This window comes from Ferdinandcohnia salidurans, assembly GCF_042680725.1.
Lineage (GTDB): Bacteria > Bacillota > Bacilli > Bacillales > Bacillaceae_L > Ferdinandcohnia > Ferdinandcohnia salidurans.
On sequence record NZ_JBHUEK010000025.1, the window covers coordinates 575,806 to 593,275 of the forward strand.

Below are 17,470 nucleotides of genomic sequence, written 5' to 3' on the forward strand. Positions count from 1 at the left end.
GACTTCTGAATGAATAAAGTTAAAATACTAGATTAACGATGAGGGTCTTAAAAGAAATAAACCCCAAAAAACCAGGCTATGCCTGGTTCCTATACCGTCCTATTTTACCCTTAATTTACGTATTTAGCTACCTCATGACGTGAGGTTTTGTTCATTTTAAAGGCAATCATTTGATTGATTTTTTTCGTTACGGCCTCAACTGTTGTATCTAACGTAATGGCGAATTCTTTAAATAATATTTTTTGAATATAAAGAAGTAGTCGGCGGTCATGTTCCGACAATTTTTTATCGTTCATTTCGAGTTCATGCTTTTTACATAGCAATGTATTAAGTACTCTTGAAATTTCTTGTCTATCTCCAGACGAAGCGATCCCAGAATAAGCTTTTTGACGTTCCGAACTATTATCAATCCACTGAATTCCTGGTAGCTTAAAGGATTCTAAGAGTTCCTCTGATTCACTTTTATCAATGATTCCTTGCATTAAAATCCGGTCATTATCCACTGGGTTTTGGATTATCAACGAGTTATCGTCAATTGGGTGCATTATATAATAAGTCCGAGTCATACCACCATATGTTTTTTCACATATATCATCTATTTGGCAAATACCCACGTTCGAATAAATCACTAGATCACCTATGTTAAACATGTATCATGCTCCTATCCAATGGATTGTCAACTTAGTTGACTTTATTTAATCATACACCATAATCCAAAAAATATCAACTTGGTTGACAAAATAAACCCTCGGTCTAATTTCGTCAACTTAGTTGACAGTACCTATTAATTTTTGTATAGTAATGGCGATTATAAAATCGGGAGTGGAATTTATGGACCCTGTACTTCAACATTTAGATTTAATCGACCTCTTAAGTGAGAGACATGGTCAACTTCGAGGGATTGCTGAAAAACTATGGAACGAGTCTAGCGACATTGCGATTTCAAATTCAGAATGGTATATCATGTCGCGTATCTATAAAAGACAAACAACGATTGCGATTGTTTCTAAAAATGTCGATATAACGAGGCAAGCTACTCATAAATTTATTAAAAACTTAAAAGCAAAAGGGCTAGTCAACGTAATGGATGGTGAAAACAATAAAAAGGAAAAACGAATCGAATTAACACCCCTTGGCGAAGAGTGCTATGAGAAAAATGAGGAACTAAAAGCAACGATTGAAAAGCAAATCATAGAAAAAGTCGGGGAAGAACAAATAGTGTTACTAAAAAATGTATTAAAAAAGGATTGGGAAATTGAACATTAATTTACTGTCACTGTTTCAGAAATACTGTCACTAATGGTTATTTACTGTCACTAGCAAAAAGACACCCACCCATAAAAAATGGCCATGTCCTAAAGACATGGCCATTTCTCATTCTTACAACGCTTGCGCTGCTGTGATTAAAGCTAGCTTATAAACATCCTCTGAGTTACATCCGCGTGAAAGGTCGTTTACTGGCTGATTTAAGCCTTGTAAAATTGGACCAACCGCTTCAAAGTTTCCGAGTCGCTGTGCGATTTTATACCCAATATTACCCGCTTCAAGACTTGGGAAAACAAATACATTCGCGTCTCCCTTGATGATGGAATCCGGTGCTTTTTTCTTTGCAACAGATGGAACAAATGCCGCATCAAATTGGAATTCTCCGTCCAATACTAAGGCAGGATTCATTTCTTTTGCAATTTTGACAGCTTCCACTACCTTTTCTGTTTCAGGTGATTTTGCAGAACCTTTTGTTGAGAAGCTTAACATCGCTACTCTTGGTTCAATATCAAACATATCAGCTGTATTGGCACTCTCGATGGCAATCTCTGCTAAGTCCTGGCTATCTGGTGCAATATTAATCGCACAATCGGCAAATACATACTTCTCATCGTCACGAACCATGATAAACACACCAGACGTCTTTTTCACACCTTGCTTGGTTTTAATGATTTGAAGGGCAGGGCGAACCGTGTCTGCAGTCGAGTGTGCTGCACCACTAACTAGCCCGTGTGCTTTACCGGTATACACGAGCATGGTTCCGAAGTAGTTTTCATCCTTAAGGATCTTACGTGCATCCCCCTCAGTTGCTTTGCCCTTACGTCGTTCAACAAATGAAGCCACAAGCTGATCGAACTCGGGGTATGAATTCGCATCATAGATTTCTACGCCATCTAGTGAAACACCTAGCTCGCTAGCTTTATTTTCAACCGCTGCTTTTTCACCAACTACGATTGGTACAAGCACCTTTTCACTTGCCAAACGGCTTACTGCTGTTAAAATACGCTCATCTAATCCTTCTGGAAAAACAATTTTCATGTCCTTCTCAGATACTTTTTGTTTTAATTGAGTAAATAAATCGCTCACTCTTATTCCTCCTAGCACGTTATTAATGCATTTTATGTAAGACGGGCTCATCGGTCGCCCTGAAAAACTGCCAACCATTAGAATACGGCTTTTTTCACAAATTGAAAACCAAAAAGCCTTAAAAATCATGTGACAGTATTATGTCACTATCTTCAATTTTCCCAACAACCTGACAAATTACTCACACTCACCTTTGTTCACAAAATCTCCTAAGGTTTAATCACTTTGCTATAGGGGAAACTGTGATATAGTAGTGTTGAATACATAACCATGTGAAAAAATAAGGAGTGATTGTAATGGCTGAAGCAGCACAAACGCTTGATGGCTGGTATTGCCTTCATGATTTTCGTTCAATCGATTGGACGTCTTGGAAAACCCTTTCTAGTGACGAGCGACAAGCAGCAATTCATGAATTTCTTGGTTTAGTAGAAAAGTGGAATAAAACTCAAGCAGAGAACCAAGGAAGCCATGCATTATATACAGTTGTCGGCCAAAAAGCTGATTTCATGATGATGATTCTTCGCCCAACAATGGAAGAATTAAATGAAATCGAAAATGAATTCAATAAAACAAAGCTTGCTGAATACACAATCCCTACATATTCTTATGTTTCTGTTGTTGAATTAAGTAACTATGTAGCAGGCGAAAGCAATGAGGATCCATACCAAAATCCTTACGTACGCGGACGTTTATACCCAACCTTACCGAAGAACAAATATGTTTGCTTCTATCCAATGGATAAGCGCCGTGATGGTAATGACAACTGGTACATGCTTTCAATGGAAGAACGCAAAGAGCTTATGCGCAGCCACGGTATGATTGGCCGCCAATATGCAGGAATCGTAAAACAAATCATCACAGGCTCTGTCGGCTTTGATGATTACGAATGGGGCGTAACCCTATTCTCAGACGATGTGCTTCAATTCAAGAAGCTTGTCTATGAAATGCGCTTTGACGAAGTAAGTGCTCGATACGGTGAATTCGGAGCATTCTTCGTTGGAAACATTTTAACTGAAGAAAAAGTACCACAATTCCTACACATTAACTAAGAAAAGTGACATGCGCACAGCCTTAGGCGACAAGCATAAGAAAAGCGCTGACAGAAGGTGCACTTTACCTTCCGAAGCGTTTTTCTTAGACCAGAGAGCCGATGGCGCATGGCACTAGACATAAAAAAAGAGAGGGGCTTCCTCTCTTTTTTTTATCCATATTCATAATCCTTTTTCCTCGCTCATACAATGCAATGATGAATCTTCTAAACAACCCACCAAAAAGTTCTAGTCAAAATCCCAAAAAATAATCAAAAAGTAGGAACCCATCTTTCACCGAAACAATAAGTTAGTAAAGAGGCTTTTTCATTATCCTTGTCTTCTTTTGTAAGTGAGGTGAAAAGATGGCAGTAGTTGCGCACACGGAAGCAGATGTAAAGCTTTTAGCAAGGCTGTTACGTGCTGAGGCTGAAGGCGAAGGCAAACAAGGAATGCTATTAGTAGGTAATGTTGGGGTAAACCGCGCAAGATCACGTTGTCTGGATTTTAAAGATATTAACACCATTCGAAAAATGGTCTTTCAAAGTCCTGGTGGCTTTGAAGCAACCCAAAAGGGCTATTTCTACCAGGCTGCTCGACCGTCTGAGATTGCACTTGCACGAAGAGTACTAAAAGGGGAAAGATTTCACCCAGCCAGGTTTTCTTTATGGTTTTTTGAACCATCAGGAAACTGTCCGGCACAATGGTATAACCAGTCGAACGTAGGAAGGTTTAAAGCACACTGCTTCTACCAACCAACACAGGAGGATTGTCCAGACGTTTTCTAAGGCATTTGCCTTTATTTAAAAAGAGAAAAACTTAACAATCTGAGGAGGGCTTACATTGAGTAAAGATAATCAATCAATGCAAAATCCGTATGCTGCTTACGGGTATAACCCACAAAGCATGGGCCAGTATGGAGGCTACATGGATCCAAACCAATTCGCATATGGAGGATATCCATACCAACAGCAACAACAAGCAGGCTTTCAGACACCACAAACGCCAACTTTCGTTCCAACGGGTGGGGTTGCGCAAAATGTACCGGGTATGCTTCCAATCGAAGAATCGTATATTGAAAACATTCTTCGCTTGAACAAAGGAAAGCTTGCGACTGTCTACATGGGCTTTGATAACACGAACCAACAAAAGGTTTTCAAAGGTGTGATTGAAGCTGCAGGCCGTGATCACATCATTTTAAGTGACCCGCAAACAGGCATGCGCTACTTACTATTAATGGTCTACTTACAATACATTACATTCGACGAAGAAATTGAGTACGAATATCCATTCGGGGCCAATGCTGGTCTAGTCAATTATCCACCACGCTAAAAAGCAAGGAGTGTCCACGGACACTCCTTTTACATTTGTGGCGCCTTTGCACACTTCTTTTTACATATGTTTTACAGCAGCCACCATTAATAATACCCAGCCTAGTAAAAAGGCAACTCCACCAAGCGGTGTGATGGCACCAAGGATTTTAATACCAGTCACACTTAAAACGTACAAGCTTCCAGAAAATAAAATAATCCCCACAAGCAAACTCCAACCGGCCGTTGTAATTAAACTAACTTGTGAAAACTTGTCCGCTAAAAAGGCAACAATAAACAATCCGATCGCGTGAAACATTTGATATTGAACGGCTGTATTCCATGTTTTTAAGTATTTTTCAGTGATTTTTCCTTCTAAACCATGGGCACCAAATGCACCAAGCGCAACTGCTAGAAATGCATTAATCGCTCCCAATATTAAGAACAATTTCATTTTCGTTCTCCATCCTTTTTTTGAAATTCGTATTTTTATTCTACCATATTCATTATAAGATAGGAGTAGGACTCAAGACTACAAAGGAGTTTTAAACATGAACTACGAGATTATTCCTGTTGGAGACATGGCCTTGCAGATTCTATACAAGAAGCCGGCTTCAAACAGCTTACAGCGTCAAATCCAGCAAACTACGAAACAAATTGAAAAACTGAATATATTAGGGGTTGTTGAACTCGTTCCAGCCTTTCAATCAATTACAGTTTACTATAATCCGATTCTCACTACCTATAAAAGTCTTTTTGCGCAGGTTGCTGAGATTTGCGAGGCGCATTCAACAGAACAAGGCACCTCTTTAAAAGAGATTATTGTGATTCCAACCTGTTATGATGGCGAGGACATCGAGAGTGTTGCACGCATGCACGGGCTCTCAATCGAAGATGTGATTTCCCTCCATAGCAGCGTCGATTATCTCGTCTATATGATTGGTTTTTTACCGGGCTTCCCGTATTTAAAAGGGCTTCCAGCTACGCTTAGCACACCACGCTTTGCAACCCCCCGGTTAAAAGTTCCAAAAGGGGCAGTCGGCATCGGCGGTGACCAAACCGGGGTGTATCCACTCGAATCACCGGGAGGATGGAATCTCATCGGACGAACGCCGGTACCTTTATTTGACCCGGAGAGGCAGAATCCGTTTTTACTAAAAGCAGGGGACTACCTCCGCTTCACCCCCATCTCAGCCGAGGAATATCAGGAAATTGAAAATCTAGTAAAAGAAAACCAATACAAGGTAGAGGTGAAAAAAATTGAAAATGATTGATCTCAATTGTGACTTAGGCGAGAGCTTTGGCACCTATAAAATCGGGAAAGACGAGGAGGTCCTCTCCTTTATTTCCAGCGCAAACGTCGCTTGTGGGTTTCACGCAGGCGACCCGCATGTAATCAACCAAACGGTACAACTGGCGAAAAAGTATGGCGTGGCAATCGGTGCCCATCCAGGCTTTCAGGACCTTGTCGGATTCGGCAGGAGAACAATGGCCGTTTCACCAAAAGACGTCTATGATCTCGTGCTCTATCAAATCGGTGCTCTCGCTGCATTTTGTAAGGCTCATGAAGTGAAACTCTCTCACGTAAAACCACATGGTGCTCTTTATAATATGGCAGCAGTCGACACTAACCTTGCAGAGGCAATTGCTAAGGCTGTACGTATATTTGATCCTACTCTTTCACTCTATGGACTTGCTGGTAGCAAGTTAATTGAAGCTGGGGAAAAATACGGCTTACATACGGTGTCTGAAGTGTTCGCTGACCGAACCTATCAACCTAACGGAACCTTAACACCAAGGACGCAAGAGGGTGCAGTCATTCATGACAGCAATGTCGCGATCAAGCAAGTCCTGCAAATGGTGAAAGAACAAACCGTTCAGACGACAACTGGCGAAATCATCCCAATTAAAGCCGACTCCATATGCGTTCATGGCGATAATGACCATGCCCTCCAATTTGTACAAGAATTACGACAGGCACTAACCAATGAAGGCATTACAATTAAGGCAATTAGGTGATCATATGGGACAACCACTATTAACCGTCCTTAAAAAAGGGCTCTTAACCACATTTCAGGACCAAGGCCGCTACGGCTACCAACAATTTGGAGTCGTCACAAGTGGAGCAATGGATACTTATTCAAGCCAGCTTGCGAATATTCTTGTCGGTAACCCTAGAGGCGAGGCCGTACTTGAAATTACCATGCTTGGCCCGACATTACGGGTAGAAGCCGATTCAATTACACTTGCTGTTTGCGGGGCCGACTTAAGCATGAACGTAAACGGAAACAATGCCCCATTGTGGAAGTCTTTTGTCGTGACAAAAGGGGATATTATTAAGTTTGGCAAACCAGTATCGGGAACTCGCGCATACGTAGCAGTGGCGGGCGGATTCGAAGCTCAAGAAGTCCTCGGAAGTAAATCCTATTACGCAAAGGCAAAGCTTGGAACAGAGATCCATGATGGCGATCTTATTTACGGTGCTGTTCATACCCTTCGAAAAAATACAGGGCTCTCGCACCACCTTATTCCAACGTTTGATAAAGAGGTAACCGTTCGCGCAATTCTAGGGCCACATCAGGATTATTTTACCGAGAGTGCCATCGAACAATTTTTTAGCGACACCTTTCAGGCGCTTCAAGGGGACCGGATGGGGTTTAGATTAAAGGGGACAAAACCGTTGCAGCATAAAGAAAAAGCAGAAATTGCATCTGACGCGATTCCGCTTGGTGGTATTCAAGTTCCAAGTAGCGGCGAGCCAATCATCCTTTTAGCAGACAGGCAAACAACAGGGGGCTATCCTCGAATCGCAACGATCATTTCCGTCGATATTTATAAAATCGCCCAACTATCGCCTGGTGGAACGATCCGATTTGAGAGCTGCAGCATTGAAACTGCCCATAAACTTTATAAAAAAAGAGAAATCTTTCTCCAGAACCTCCAAGGGTGACGCACCTTGGGGGTATTTTTTTGCCCGATACTTAGATATCGGACTCAATTTTTCAGATATCGGACAATGATGGAATTTTATCGGACACAAATTTCAATATATTGTACATTCCCGGCCAGATATCGGACATAACTCTTATTTTATCGAACAAACCCAAAATCAGTTAAAAAAAGAGACTCTCTGTTTAGAAATCAAACAGGGAATCTCCATTAGCATCGTCTTCTTCTAATTTAGTTGTGTTTTGAATCGTCGTTGTTTGCGGCATCGTCGGAATCGTCTGTACAACCTGTCGCACCGGTTGCACAGGCACTGCGTCAACCCGCTTTACCTCAGCTGGGGCTTCATCCAACACAAGGTCGCATAAGGTTCGAATGGCCATCAAACGCTCTCTTACCTTTTGTTCACTCTCTTCACTCTTTGCCCTCAACACTTCTTGCTGCATTTTATCTAAAATCTTATTCAAAGATATATTCACAAAGTTCACTCCTCTATGCCCGAATATCTACGTTGTAGGAAGGTGTTTGCGGTTGCTTTTTATGCTTTTCCTCATACTTCATACAATGAACCCCAGAAGATCTAAAAACCGTTATAGAGGGCATTGCCTGCGTCTTAAAACTGAAGGCGCGACAGCCACGAGGAAATTTCGGTTCCCATGTCGTATAAAAATGCTTGCATTTTAAGCAATTGACTCGTTTTTGCATCCCTTCACTACCTTTTGTATAATCGATACTCCTATTTTCCCATGAGCAATAGGGGTGCGTCAAACTCACATTTTGACAATCTAGCAATTCGTATAAAGGCTTTTACAACCGGTTGCACACATTTAGTCTAAGAGTATGAAAAAACCCCTCAGATCGTCTCTGAGGGGTATTTACGCAGGGATTATGTAATATTATTTACCAGCAACTGCGTCTTTAAGAGCTTTACCTGGTTTGAAAGCAGGTACTTTGCTAGCTGCGATTTCGATTTCTTCACCAGTTTGTGGGTTACGGCCTTTACGAGCAGCACGCTCACGAACTTCGAAGTTACCGAATCCGATTAATTGTACTTTATCTCCGCTACTTAATGCATTTTGAACTGCTTCAAATACTGCGTCAACAGCTTTTGTTGCATCTTTTTTAGATAGTTCTGCACTTTCAGCAACTGCACTGATTAGTTCTGTTTTGTTCATAATAAAATTCTCCTCTCCAAATAAGCACATATTCTTTTTACCACTTTTTTCATAGGTTCGCAAGATTTTAGCTAAAATATACCTAATCAAATACGCCTTGGCGTATTTGCGCCCAGATTTTTTCGAGCTTGCTCGAAAAGTTTCCTTTGAAAATCTGAGGCATCCGCCGGAGGCTTTTAACTTTATTCAACTAGTAACCTGGTTTGCATTCTATATTTTTATAGAATTTTCCACCTCATTATAGAAGTGAAGGATACTACTAAATAAAGTTAAAACTGGTGGTATAAGCTATTACATCACTAGATTAGCCAAAAAACAAGCGTTTCAAACCAAAATTATATGAAATTCTTTAAAATTTGTTGTTACTACCAAGTTTTACCGAAATTCTAGATTTTATACTAGGGAATGCTATAAAAAATTGCATGATGAAAGGAGTGTCTCCAATGGCTCGTAGAAAACGTCGCCCCCTCATTCCAGAAGCAAGAGAAGGGCTTGACCAACTCAAAGCAAATGTAATGCGAAAACAAGGCTATCAAACAGATCCCTCTAACCCTGACAGCGTAAAATACGAAGTCGCAAAGGAATTAGGGATTCCGTTAAAAGAAGACTACAACGGAAACCTCACGTCCAAGCAAGCAGGCAAAGTCGGTGGCAACATCGGCGGCAATATGGTTAAGGAAATGATCCGCATGGCACAAGAAAACTTGAATAAACGGGGGTAACCCAAAACCCCCTATGCCTTACTTAAGCATAGGGGTGTCTTCAAATCAAGCTAACCGATATACTCGTGCCTCATACGGTCTTAATTCAATTGACTCTGTAGCCTCATGTGCATCAATATGATAATTTGCCAACATCAGCCCATCATGCCTTAATTCACCTTCAGGCACACGACAAACGGCATTTTCTCGAGATAGATTCGTTATAACGACCACTTTCTCCTCGCCTAGTGTGCGTGTGTACACATATAGTTGTGGGTCTTCCTCAAGCAGTAAGTCATACACACCATACGTAAATACTTTATTTGCCTTTTTCAATGCAATCATTTTTTTATAAAAATGCAGCACAGAATCTTCATCAGCCTGCTGTTTCTCAACATTGATTTCCATGAAATTTGGATTTACACCCATCCACGGTTCTCCTGCTGTAAATCCAGCATTTTCTGCACTTGACCATTGCATTGGAGTACGTGAGTTATCTCGGCTTGTCGCCCAGATGATTTCCATAATCTCCTCATGCGGGATACCTTCAGAGCGCTTTTCTTGATAAAGGTTTTTTGTTGCCACATCATCATATTCTTCGATGGATTGGAATTGAACATTTGTCATTCCAATTTCTTGCCCCTGGTAAATAAAAGGAGTTCCTTGCATGAAAAAGTACATGGCACCTAGCGCTGTTGCACTTTCTTTCCAATAGTCCTTATCATTTCCCCAATTAGATACGACACGTGTTTGGTCATGGTTCTCAATAAACAACGCATTCCAACCCATATTTTCTAGTCCTTTTTGCCATCTCGTAAGGACATGTTTGAGGCCGATTACATCAAGTTCTTGTTTCTCTTCATCCCAAAGCCCCAAATGTTCGAACTGGAACACCATATTGAATTTTCCTTGTTCCTCGCCAACCCATTCGTCCGCATCTTCCACACTTACACCATTTGCTTCACCAACGGTCATAATGTCGTATTTGGCGAAGGTTTCTTTCTTTAATTCTTGTAAGAACTCTTGAATCCCAGGACGATTCATATGACCGTCAAAAGAAGAAACATATTTTAGACCATGCGGATTGGGCAGATCAGGGAAACCTGGAACTTTTTTAATATGACTAATCGCATCTACCCGGAAACCATCAATGCCTTTATCGAGCCACCAATTAATCGTGGAATATAATTCTGTGCGAACCTCTTTGTTCTCCCAATTGAGGTCAGGCTGCTTTGTTGAGAATATATGCATGTAATATTGACCAGTCGCTTCATCAAATTGCCATGCTGGCCCACCAAAAATACTTTCCCAGTTATTTGGCTCTTTTCCATCTTTTCCATCACGCCAAATATACCAATCCCGTTTTGGGTTATCCGTTGAAGAACGAGATTCGATAAACCATGGGTGTTCATCACTTGTATGGTTAATAACCAAATCAATAATGAGTTTCATGCCACGCTTGTGGGTTTCCTCTAAAAGTTCATCAAAATCAGCCATCGTTCCAAAGTCAGCCATGATGTCTTGATAATCGCTAATATCATAGCCGTTATCATCATTTGGTGATTTGTAAACAGGACATATCCAAATTACATCGATACCTAGATCTTTTACATAATCTAATTTAGAAATAATCCCCTGTAGATCACCGATACCATCACTATTTGAATCCATAAAGCTTCTTGGATAGATCTGATAGGCAACTGCTTCCTTCCACCATGCTTGCTTCATTTTTGTATCCTCTCTTCCTATTTCTACAGATGGTACTTAGGTCCACCTTCAAATCGTTAACCGATACACTCTTGCCTCATATGGCTTTAATTCTATTTTTTCAATCGATTCATTTTGATCGACTTCATAATTGCTAATCAATAGTTCCTGTGTTTTGTAACTACACTTTTCTGGCAACTCAAATAATGCATGTTCGCTCGAAAAATTCAGTACAACCAGTAACTTTTCATCGGCTAATATTCTAGTATACGCGTATATCGTTGGATGCTCCGGCAACAGCAGGTCGTAATCGCCATACACAATAATCTCATGCTGCTTTCTCAACTCAATCAATTTTTTATAATAATGAAAAATAGAATTTGGATCGTCCACTTGTTTAGCCGCGTTAATCTCCCGATAATTCGGATTTACCGAAATCCACGGAGTGCCTGTAGTAAAACCGGCATTCTCGCTTTCATCCCATTGCATCGGGGTACGCGCATTGTCTCTTCCTTTTGCATAGATCGATTGCATAATTTGCTCTGGAGCTACACCAGCATCGACTTTTTCCTTATACATATTTAGGGTTTCGATGTCCTTGTAATCTTCAATGGAATCAAACTGAACATTGGTCATCCCAAGTTCTTCACCTTGATATATATATGGGGTTCCTTGCAACATATGCAAAAACGTTCCAAGCATCTTTGCTGACTCTAGCCAATACTCACCGTCATCGCCGAATCTAGACACCATTCTTGGCTGATCGTGATTATTTAAATACAAACTGTTCCAACCAGAGCCTTCGAGACCTTTTTGCCATTTTGTAAAAGTTTGCTTCAAATCTAATAAATTCAATGGGCGTAAATCCCATTTTCCTGTTGGACCTGAATCTAAATCCATATGCTCAAATTGGAAGACCATGTTTAACTCATTGCGGTCAGCACCTGTATATTTTTGCGCTTCTTCCGTATCGACACCTGGCATTTCACCAACGGTCATAATGTCGTGTTTCGATAACACTTGTTGGTTCATTTCCTGTAAAAACTCATGGATTCGAGGTCCATTCATATAATAAGGTGCACCTGAAGCATATGTTTTTCCTTCCTGTGGCTCACCATCTGGTAACCCTGGAACCTTAGAAATTAAATTGATGACATCCATTCTGAATCCATCTATTCCTTTTTCGAGCCAAAAAGTCATAAGGTCATAGACTTCCTCACGAACTTTCGGATTCTCCCAATTGAGATCAGGTTGCTTTTTACTAAACAAATGTAAATAGTATTCACCCGTTTGCTCATCATATTGCCACGCTGAACCACTAAAGAAGGACTCCCAATTATTCGGTTCCTTTCCGTCTTTAGCAGGGCGCCAAATATAGTAGTCACGGTAAGGGTTATCCTTTGATTTTCTGGATTCTTGAAACCACTTATGCTCATCGGATGAATGATTTACGACCAAATCCATCATTAGCTTCATTCCGCGCTTATGCATTTGCGAAAGTAGCTCTTCCCAATCAGCCATCGTGCCAAATTCATCCATGATCTCACAGTAGTTGCTGATATCGTAGCCATTATCATCATTTGGGGATTCATAGACAGGGGAGAGCCAAATTACGTCAACACCAAGGTCTTTTAGATAATCAAGCTTTTCCGTGATCCCCTTAAGATCCCCAATTCCGTCACCATTTGTATCCTTAAAGCTTCTTGGGTAAATTTGATACACAACACTTTCTTTCCACCATGTTTTGTTTTCCATTTCCCTCATGCTCTCTTTCTATTTAATCCGTGCGCACGACTTCCGTTCAATTAGTTTTGCCGGTATCGTGATCCGCTTTGGTAAGACATCCGGATTCTTTATTTTTTCAATCAAACAGCTTGCACCTTCAACCCCCAGCTGAAAAATATCAATATCTACTGAGGTGAGGGGAGGCTTCGAATATTCAGCTAGTAGTACGTTGTTAAAACTTGCAATGGAAACGTCCTCTGGGCATCGAATAGTCAATTCTTCAAAATGACTCATCAGTTCGATTGCGATAAAGTCATCTGTACAAACTAATGCTGTCGGTGTGTCAACCGAACTTAGAAACGATATAATGGCTTCTTTCCCTTTATTAATCGTACTCTTTTGAACGATATAGTCCTGATTAAAAGAGATTCCAGCCTCGCTTAGCGCTTGTTTGTATCCTTCAAGGCGGTCAAGCATAAACACAAAGTCGCCATCATAACCGACAAACGCAATTTTCGTATGACCTAATTCGATTAAATAGTCCGTTACGACCTTCGTAATGTAGATATTGTCATTGTCGACATACGTGACTCGTTCTGCGCCTATCACAGGGCGACCAATCACGGTAAATGGAAAGTCGATCTTTTGTAAATATTTGATAATACGATCATCTGTCCGAGAATAGAGGAGAATCAAGCCATCAACACGGCGACCCTGGACCATTCCAACAACTTCTTCATAGATTTCGTCCTCTGTTCCAGCTGTCGAAAGGTACAATCCATACTTATGTTCACGTGCTTGTACGCTGATCCCTCTAATTACTTCCGGGAAAAACGGATCTTGAAGCACATGGGATGCAGAGAATGGCATCACAACTCCAATAGTTGCTGTGCTATTCACCGCTAAGCTTCGTGCTGTAAAATTAGGGTGATACCCGAGTTTATCCATCGCTTCACGTACTCGTTTTTTCGTTTCTTCACTAATTCGAGGGTTATTTGCTATGACCCTTGAGACAGTGGAAGGCGAGACATTTGCCTCTTTTGCAACATCTTTAATTGTAATAGCCATACATACCCTCACACTCCATTTATGTTAAACGAGTCCAATTGACCCTTCGATCTCAATGTTTATTTTACAGAGCCCTCTGCAATTCCCTTGATAATGTGTTTTTGCATGAAGAAGTACACAAGTATCACTGGAATGATCGCTAGCGTTAATCCTGCTAGGGCTAAATGCCATTGTTTCGTATATTGACCAAAGAAGAAGAACATCTTCAATGGAATCGTATGCATTCCTTCTTGGTTAATGACTAGAGATGGTAATAGATAGTCATTCCAAATCCAAATAATATTCAAAATTGCTACTGTTACTGAAATTGGCTTCAACATCGGGAAGATGATGTGCCAGAAGATTTGCCATCTGTTTGCACCATCAATGGTGGCTGCTTCGTCTAATGATTTTGAGATTCCTTGTAGAGATCCGTGATATAAGAAAATCGATAAACTACTACCAAAGCCAAGATACATAAAAACGATTCCAAAACGGTTTAATAGTTCCATTTTACCAAACAGGGATACTAATGGAATCATGACTGATTGGAATGGAATCAGCATAGCCGCGATAAAAAGGAAGAAAACGAGACCACTCACTTTTCCTTTGCGACGATTTAATGCGTATGCTGCCATCGATGAAAAAAGAATAATCACCGCAACACCTAATACCGTAATTAGGACAGAGTTAAAGAAAGTGCGGATAAAATCGAGCTCTTCGAATGCCTGAACATAGTTATCAAATGTAAATACATCCGGAAGCTTTAGCGTATCTGTAAAAATTTCACGTTTTGTTTTAAATGAGTTGACGACCATCAAATAGAAAGGGGAGAGCCAAATTAGGCCAAGGACAATGCCTAGAAGTTCAAGCAAATATAATTTTCTTTTTTTACTTTTCATTACATCTCGACCTCCCGTTTCTTATTGATGTACACCTGCGTTAACGATATAGCCGCCACGATTAGGAAGAAAATAATTGCTTTTGCCTGTCCGTACGCATAATTATTTTCTGAGAATGCGGTTTTGAAAATTTCCATTGCTACCATTTGTGTTGAATTATAAGGGCCTCCACCTGTTAAACTTAGGTTTTGGTCATATAGTTTAAACGTATTAGATAAGGTCAAAAACAAACTTACTGTGAATGCCGGTGCGACAAGTGGGAATGTCACATTTTTAAAACGTTGGAAGCTGCTTGCTCCGTCAATTTCCGCCGCTTCTAATAACTCCTGCGGAACACTTTCCAGATAGGAAATATAGATAATCATGATATATCCAGCCATTTGCCAACTCATGAGAATAACCAATGCCCAAAAACCAGTTGTATCTGTCGATAACCAGCCTTTAAAAGCTGCAATCCCCGTTAAATCTCCAATACTCGCAAATACCTTCATGAAAATAAATTGCCAAATGAACCCGAGGATGAGCCCTCCAATTAAGTTCGGCATGAAAAAGATTGTACGTAAAATATTGTTTGTTTTAAGCTTTTGTGTAACAAGTAATGCTAATGAAAGTCCAAAGAAATTAATGAGGAAAATCGACACTACTGAGAATTTCACAGTAAACCATAGGGAGTTCATGAATTCTTTATCCTCAAGTAGCTTTTGATAGTTCTCAAGTCCAACAAACTCGGTGATCTTAATTCCGTTCCAGTCTGTAAATGAGTAATATGTTCCAAAAATTAATGGCACGATTATAACAACTCCAAGTGCTACAAGCGTTGGGGCTAAAAATAACCAATACCATAGATTCCGGTTTCGCATAGTAAATTCCTCCAATTGATCGAAATTCAAAAAACATTTCAATCATATTTGGGGGAGCACGAGCTCCCGTTCATTTTTGTATAAAAGGAGAAAACAAAGCAACCATACGCTGCCTTGTTTTCTATTGTAAGGTCAATCGTTTATTTTCTTGTGTCTTCCCAAGCCTTTTGAGATTCCTTCACAAGATCTTCCCAGCTCATTTCATCGCTGATGTATTTTTGAATATTAACACCAAGCTGTTGCTCGCCCCAACCAGTTGGGTAGCCCATGAATACCCAAGGAATTGTTTTACCTTCTGTTGCGTACTCATACACTGATTTCCCTAGTGGATCAGAAACTTTTGAAGCGTCAAATCCTTCATATGCAGGGATAAATTTAAAGTCTTCTAACACAGCTGTTTTTCCTTCTTCAGAAGTATATAACCAGTCTAAGAAGTCTTTTGCAGCTTTTACTTCTGCATCATCTTTATTGCTATTAACTGCCCAGTACATTGGAATTCCAACTGGAATTGAATCTTCTTTATAGCCCTCAACAGGAATTGGTAGAATGCTTACTCCATTGTTTGCAAGCTCTTCATCGATACCTGCGATTGAACCATATACCCAGTTACCTTGTTGAATTATTGCCACTCGGCCAGTAGAGAATAACTCTTCTACTTGCATTGCATAGTCTAAACTTACTGTTGGTTGAACAGAATACTCATTTTGTAAATCTAGAACTTTCTTAAATGCATCACCATATTTAAAATCTACTGTTGCAGAATCGAATGTCCCTAATACATTCCCTTCAAATTCAGGGGATAGGAAAGCATTTGATAAGTGTAAGCCCGTTACCCATTTTTCTTTACCTGGTAGAGCGAACACAGCATCTAAACCTAATTCATCTTTCTTGCTGTCTAATGTTTTTACCGCTTCTTCTAAAGCAGCGAAAGTTGTAATTTCATCTGGATTGATTCCAGCTTTTTCAAATACTGCTGTATTGTAAATTAAGCCATATCCTTCTTGGTTAAAAGGTAGTCCTAACACTTTGTCATCTTGTGTAACGCCTTCAAGAGTTCCTTCTAATGCAACTCCAGCTGCTGCTGTATCAGAAAGGTCTGCTAAGCTATCTACCCAGTCTGCAACATCTTGAGGTCCACCAATGTTATAAATTGTTGGCTCTTCACCTGAAGCAAATTTTGAACGAAGTGCTGCACCGTAATCTTCTCCACCACCAACAGTTGTGATGTTGATTTTAACACCATCGTGTGACTCTTCATATTGCTTTGCAACAGCTTCAAATTGATCTTTAAATTCCACTTTGAATTGGAAGATATCTACTGTTGTTGTTTTTGAATCGCCTTTAGTTCCACTTGAGCTTTCTCCATCATCCGAAGAAGAACATCCTACAAGAGCCACACTTAATAAGAATAAGAGTGCCATTACTGCAGGAAAAAGTTTCTTTGCTTTCATGATAAAACCCCCAGTTTACATTTTTGAAAGGAAGGAACCGTTGCACAGGTTTAGGAAACCGATTGCATAAATTTGGACTTTTTTGTAGAAATTAGTCATTTTTCCATTCTGTTAATTAAACGCTTTCATTGCGTTTAAAAAATATATACCATTGATATTACTGTGTTCTATTGATTTCTCTGCTATGCGCAATTTGTTGCGCAAACGGTTGCATTCCTTTTACAAGATTTATATTAGCACGGGCAAAAAATAATTACAACAAAAAA

General features: G+C 40.1%; 19 protein-coding genes. 8 read left to right on the forward strand and 11 right to left on the reverse strand.

Annotated elements, in window-relative coordinates; genetic code table 11:
• Window positions 1-110: 110 nt before the first annotated feature.
• Window positions 111-650, reverse strand: coding sequence for a CarD family transcriptional regulator (locus ACFSFW_RS17150; RefSeq protein WP_388040050.1), 540 nt, complete (start codon window positions 648-650; stop codon window positions 111-113).
• A gap of 181 nt (window positions 651-831) precedes the next feature.
• Between ACFSFW_RS17150 and ACFSFW_RS17155 the strand changes: the two genes are divergently transcribed.
• Entirely contained in the window at window positions 832-1,266 is a 435-nt protein-coding gene (locus tag ACFSFW_RS17155; RefSeq protein WP_388040051.1) for a MarR family winged helix-turn-helix transcriptional regulator, read from the forward strand.
• Window positions 1,267-1,380: 114 nt separating this feature from the next.
• Here the strand turns inward: ACFSFW_RS17155 and pta are convergent, their stop codons facing one another.
• Window positions 1,381-2,352 (reverse strand): phosphate acetyltransferase, encoded by a 972-nt coding sequence (pta, locus tag ACFSFW_RS17160; RefSeq protein ID WP_388040053.1) that lies wholly within the window; start codon window positions 2,350-2,352, stop codon window positions 1,381-1,383.
• 296 nt (window positions 2,353-2,648) lie between these two features.
• On the opposite strand from pta, the gene hemQ reads away from it, so the two are divergent.
• The 3 genes from hemQ (at window position 2,649) to gerQ (ending at window position 4,712) form a co-directional block, all read left to right on the forward strand.
• Complete coding sequence (gene hemQ, locus ACFSFW_RS17165) at window positions 2,649-3,401, forward strand: hydrogen peroxide-dependent heme synthase (protein WP_099360847.1); 753 nt, start codon at window positions 2,649-2,651, stop codon at window positions 3,399-3,401.
• A gap of 344 nt (window positions 3,402-3,745) precedes the next feature.
• Window positions 3,746-4,168: a cell wall hydrolase gene (locus ACFSFW_RS17170; protein ID WP_388040055.1), complete on the forward strand. Its 423-nt coding sequence runs from the start codon at window positions 3,746-3,748 to the stop codon at window positions 4,166-4,168.
• 76 nt (window positions 4,169-4,244) lie between these two features.
• On the forward strand, window positions 4,245-4,712 hold the full coding sequence (gerQ, locus tag ACFSFW_RS17175; RefSeq protein WP_388040351.1) for a spore coat protein GerQ: 468 nt from the start codon (window positions 4,245-4,247) through the stop codon (window positions 4,710-4,712).
• A gap of 60 nt (window positions 4,713-4,772) precedes the next feature.
• Here the strand turns inward: gerQ and ACFSFW_RS17180 are convergent, their stop codons facing one another.
• Entirely contained in the window at window positions 4,773-5,144 is a 372-nt protein-coding gene (locus ACFSFW_RS17180; RefSeq protein ID WP_099354649.1) for a DUF423 domain-containing protein, read from the reverse strand.
• A gap of 97 nt (window positions 5,145-5,241) precedes the next feature.
• Between ACFSFW_RS17180 and pxpB the strand changes: the two genes are divergently transcribed.
• From pxpB to ACFSFW_RS17195, 3 genes are read left to right on the forward strand one after another with little or no spacing between them, the layout of a single operon-like run.
• Window positions 5,242-5,964 (forward strand): 5-oxoprolinase subunit PxpB, encoded by a 723-nt coding sequence (gene pxpB / locus ACFSFW_RS17185; RefSeq protein ID WP_388040057.1) that lies wholly within the window; start codon window positions 5,242-5,244, stop codon window positions 5,962-5,964.
• Complete coding sequence (locus tag ACFSFW_RS17190) at window positions 5,951-6,709, forward strand: 5-oxoprolinase subunit PxpA (protein ID WP_388040059.1); 759 nt, start codon at window positions 5,951-5,953, stop codon at window positions 6,707-6,709. The genes pxpB and ACFSFW_RS17190 overlap by 14 nt, the downstream gene beginning before the upstream one ends.
• Complete coding sequence (locus tag ACFSFW_RS17195) at window positions 6,678-7,640, forward strand: 5-oxoprolinase subunit C family protein (RefSeq protein WP_388040060.1); 963 nt, start codon at window positions 6,678-6,680, stop codon at window positions 7,638-7,640. The genes ACFSFW_RS17190 and ACFSFW_RS17195 overlap by 32 nt, the downstream gene beginning before the upstream one ends.
• A 184-nt stretch (window positions 7,641-7,824) precedes the next feature.
• Here the strand turns inward: ACFSFW_RS17195 and ACFSFW_RS17200 are convergent, their stop codons facing one another.
• A complete protein-coding gene (locus tag ACFSFW_RS17200) occupies window positions 7,825-8,115 on the reverse strand; it encodes a YwdI family protein (protein ID WP_388040062.1) in 291 nt (96 codons plus the stop codon).
• Window positions 8,116-8,532: 417 nt separating this feature from the next.
• Window positions 8,533-8,811 (reverse strand): non-specific DNA-binding protein Hbs, encoded by a 279-nt coding sequence (gene hbs / locus ACFSFW_RS17205; protein ID WP_010677267.1) that lies wholly within the window; start codon window positions 8,809-8,811, stop codon window positions 8,533-8,535.
• Between the two features lie 443 nt (window positions 8,812-9,254).
• Here hbs and ACFSFW_RS17210 point away from each other — a divergent pair, with 443 nt between their 5' ends.
• Window positions 9,255-9,533: an alpha/beta-type small acid-soluble spore protein gene (locus ACFSFW_RS17210; protein ID WP_309098226.1), complete on the forward strand. Its 279-nt coding sequence runs from the start codon at window positions 9,255-9,257 to the stop codon at window positions 9,531-9,533.
• A gap of 45 nt (window positions 9,534-9,578) precedes the next feature.
• Here ACFSFW_RS17210 and ACFSFW_RS17215 read toward each other — a convergent pair whose 3' ends face one another.
• The 6 genes from ACFSFW_RS17215 to ACFSFW_RS17240 form a co-directional block, all read right to left on the reverse strand.
• Window positions 9,579-11,240, reverse strand: a complete 1,662-nt coding sequence (locus ACFSFW_RS17215) for a glycoside hydrolase family 13 protein (RefSeq protein ID WP_388040065.1) — start codon at window positions 11,238-11,240, stop codon at window positions 9,579-9,581.
• A gap of 48 nt (window positions 11,241-11,288) precedes the next feature.
• Window positions 11,289-12,974, reverse strand: a complete 1,686-nt coding sequence (locus ACFSFW_RS17220; RefSeq protein WP_388040067.1) for a glycoside hydrolase family 13 protein — start codon at window positions 12,972-12,974, stop codon at window positions 11,289-11,291.
• 18 nt (window positions 12,975-12,992) lie between these two features.
• Window positions 12,993-14,012 (reverse strand): LacI family DNA-binding transcriptional regulator, encoded by a 1,020-nt coding sequence (locus ACFSFW_RS17225; RefSeq protein WP_388040069.1) that lies wholly within the window; start codon window positions 14,010-14,012, stop codon window positions 12,993-12,995.
• Window positions 14,013-14,071: 59 nt separating this feature from the next.
• The gene (locus ACFSFW_RS17230; protein WP_388040070.1) at window positions 14,072-14,893 is read right to left on the reverse strand and encodes a carbohydrate ABC transporter permease; all 822 of its coding nucleotides are present in this window, start codon (window positions 14,891-14,893) and stop codon (window positions 14,072-14,074) included.
• Window positions 14,893-15,753, reverse strand: a complete 861-nt coding sequence (locus tag ACFSFW_RS17235; protein ID WP_099351505.1) for a carbohydrate ABC transporter permease — start codon at window positions 15,751-15,753, stop codon at window positions 14,893-14,895. Before ACFSFW_RS17235 ends, ACFSFW_RS17230 begins: the two co-directional genes overlap by 1 nt.
• Window positions 15,754-15,893: 140 nt before the next feature.
• A complete protein-coding gene (locus ACFSFW_RS17240; RefSeq protein WP_388040072.1) occupies window positions 15,894-17,204 on the reverse strand; it encodes an ABC transporter substrate-binding protein in 1,311 nt (436 codons plus the stop codon).
• Window positions 17,205-17,470: the final 266 nt, after the last annotated feature.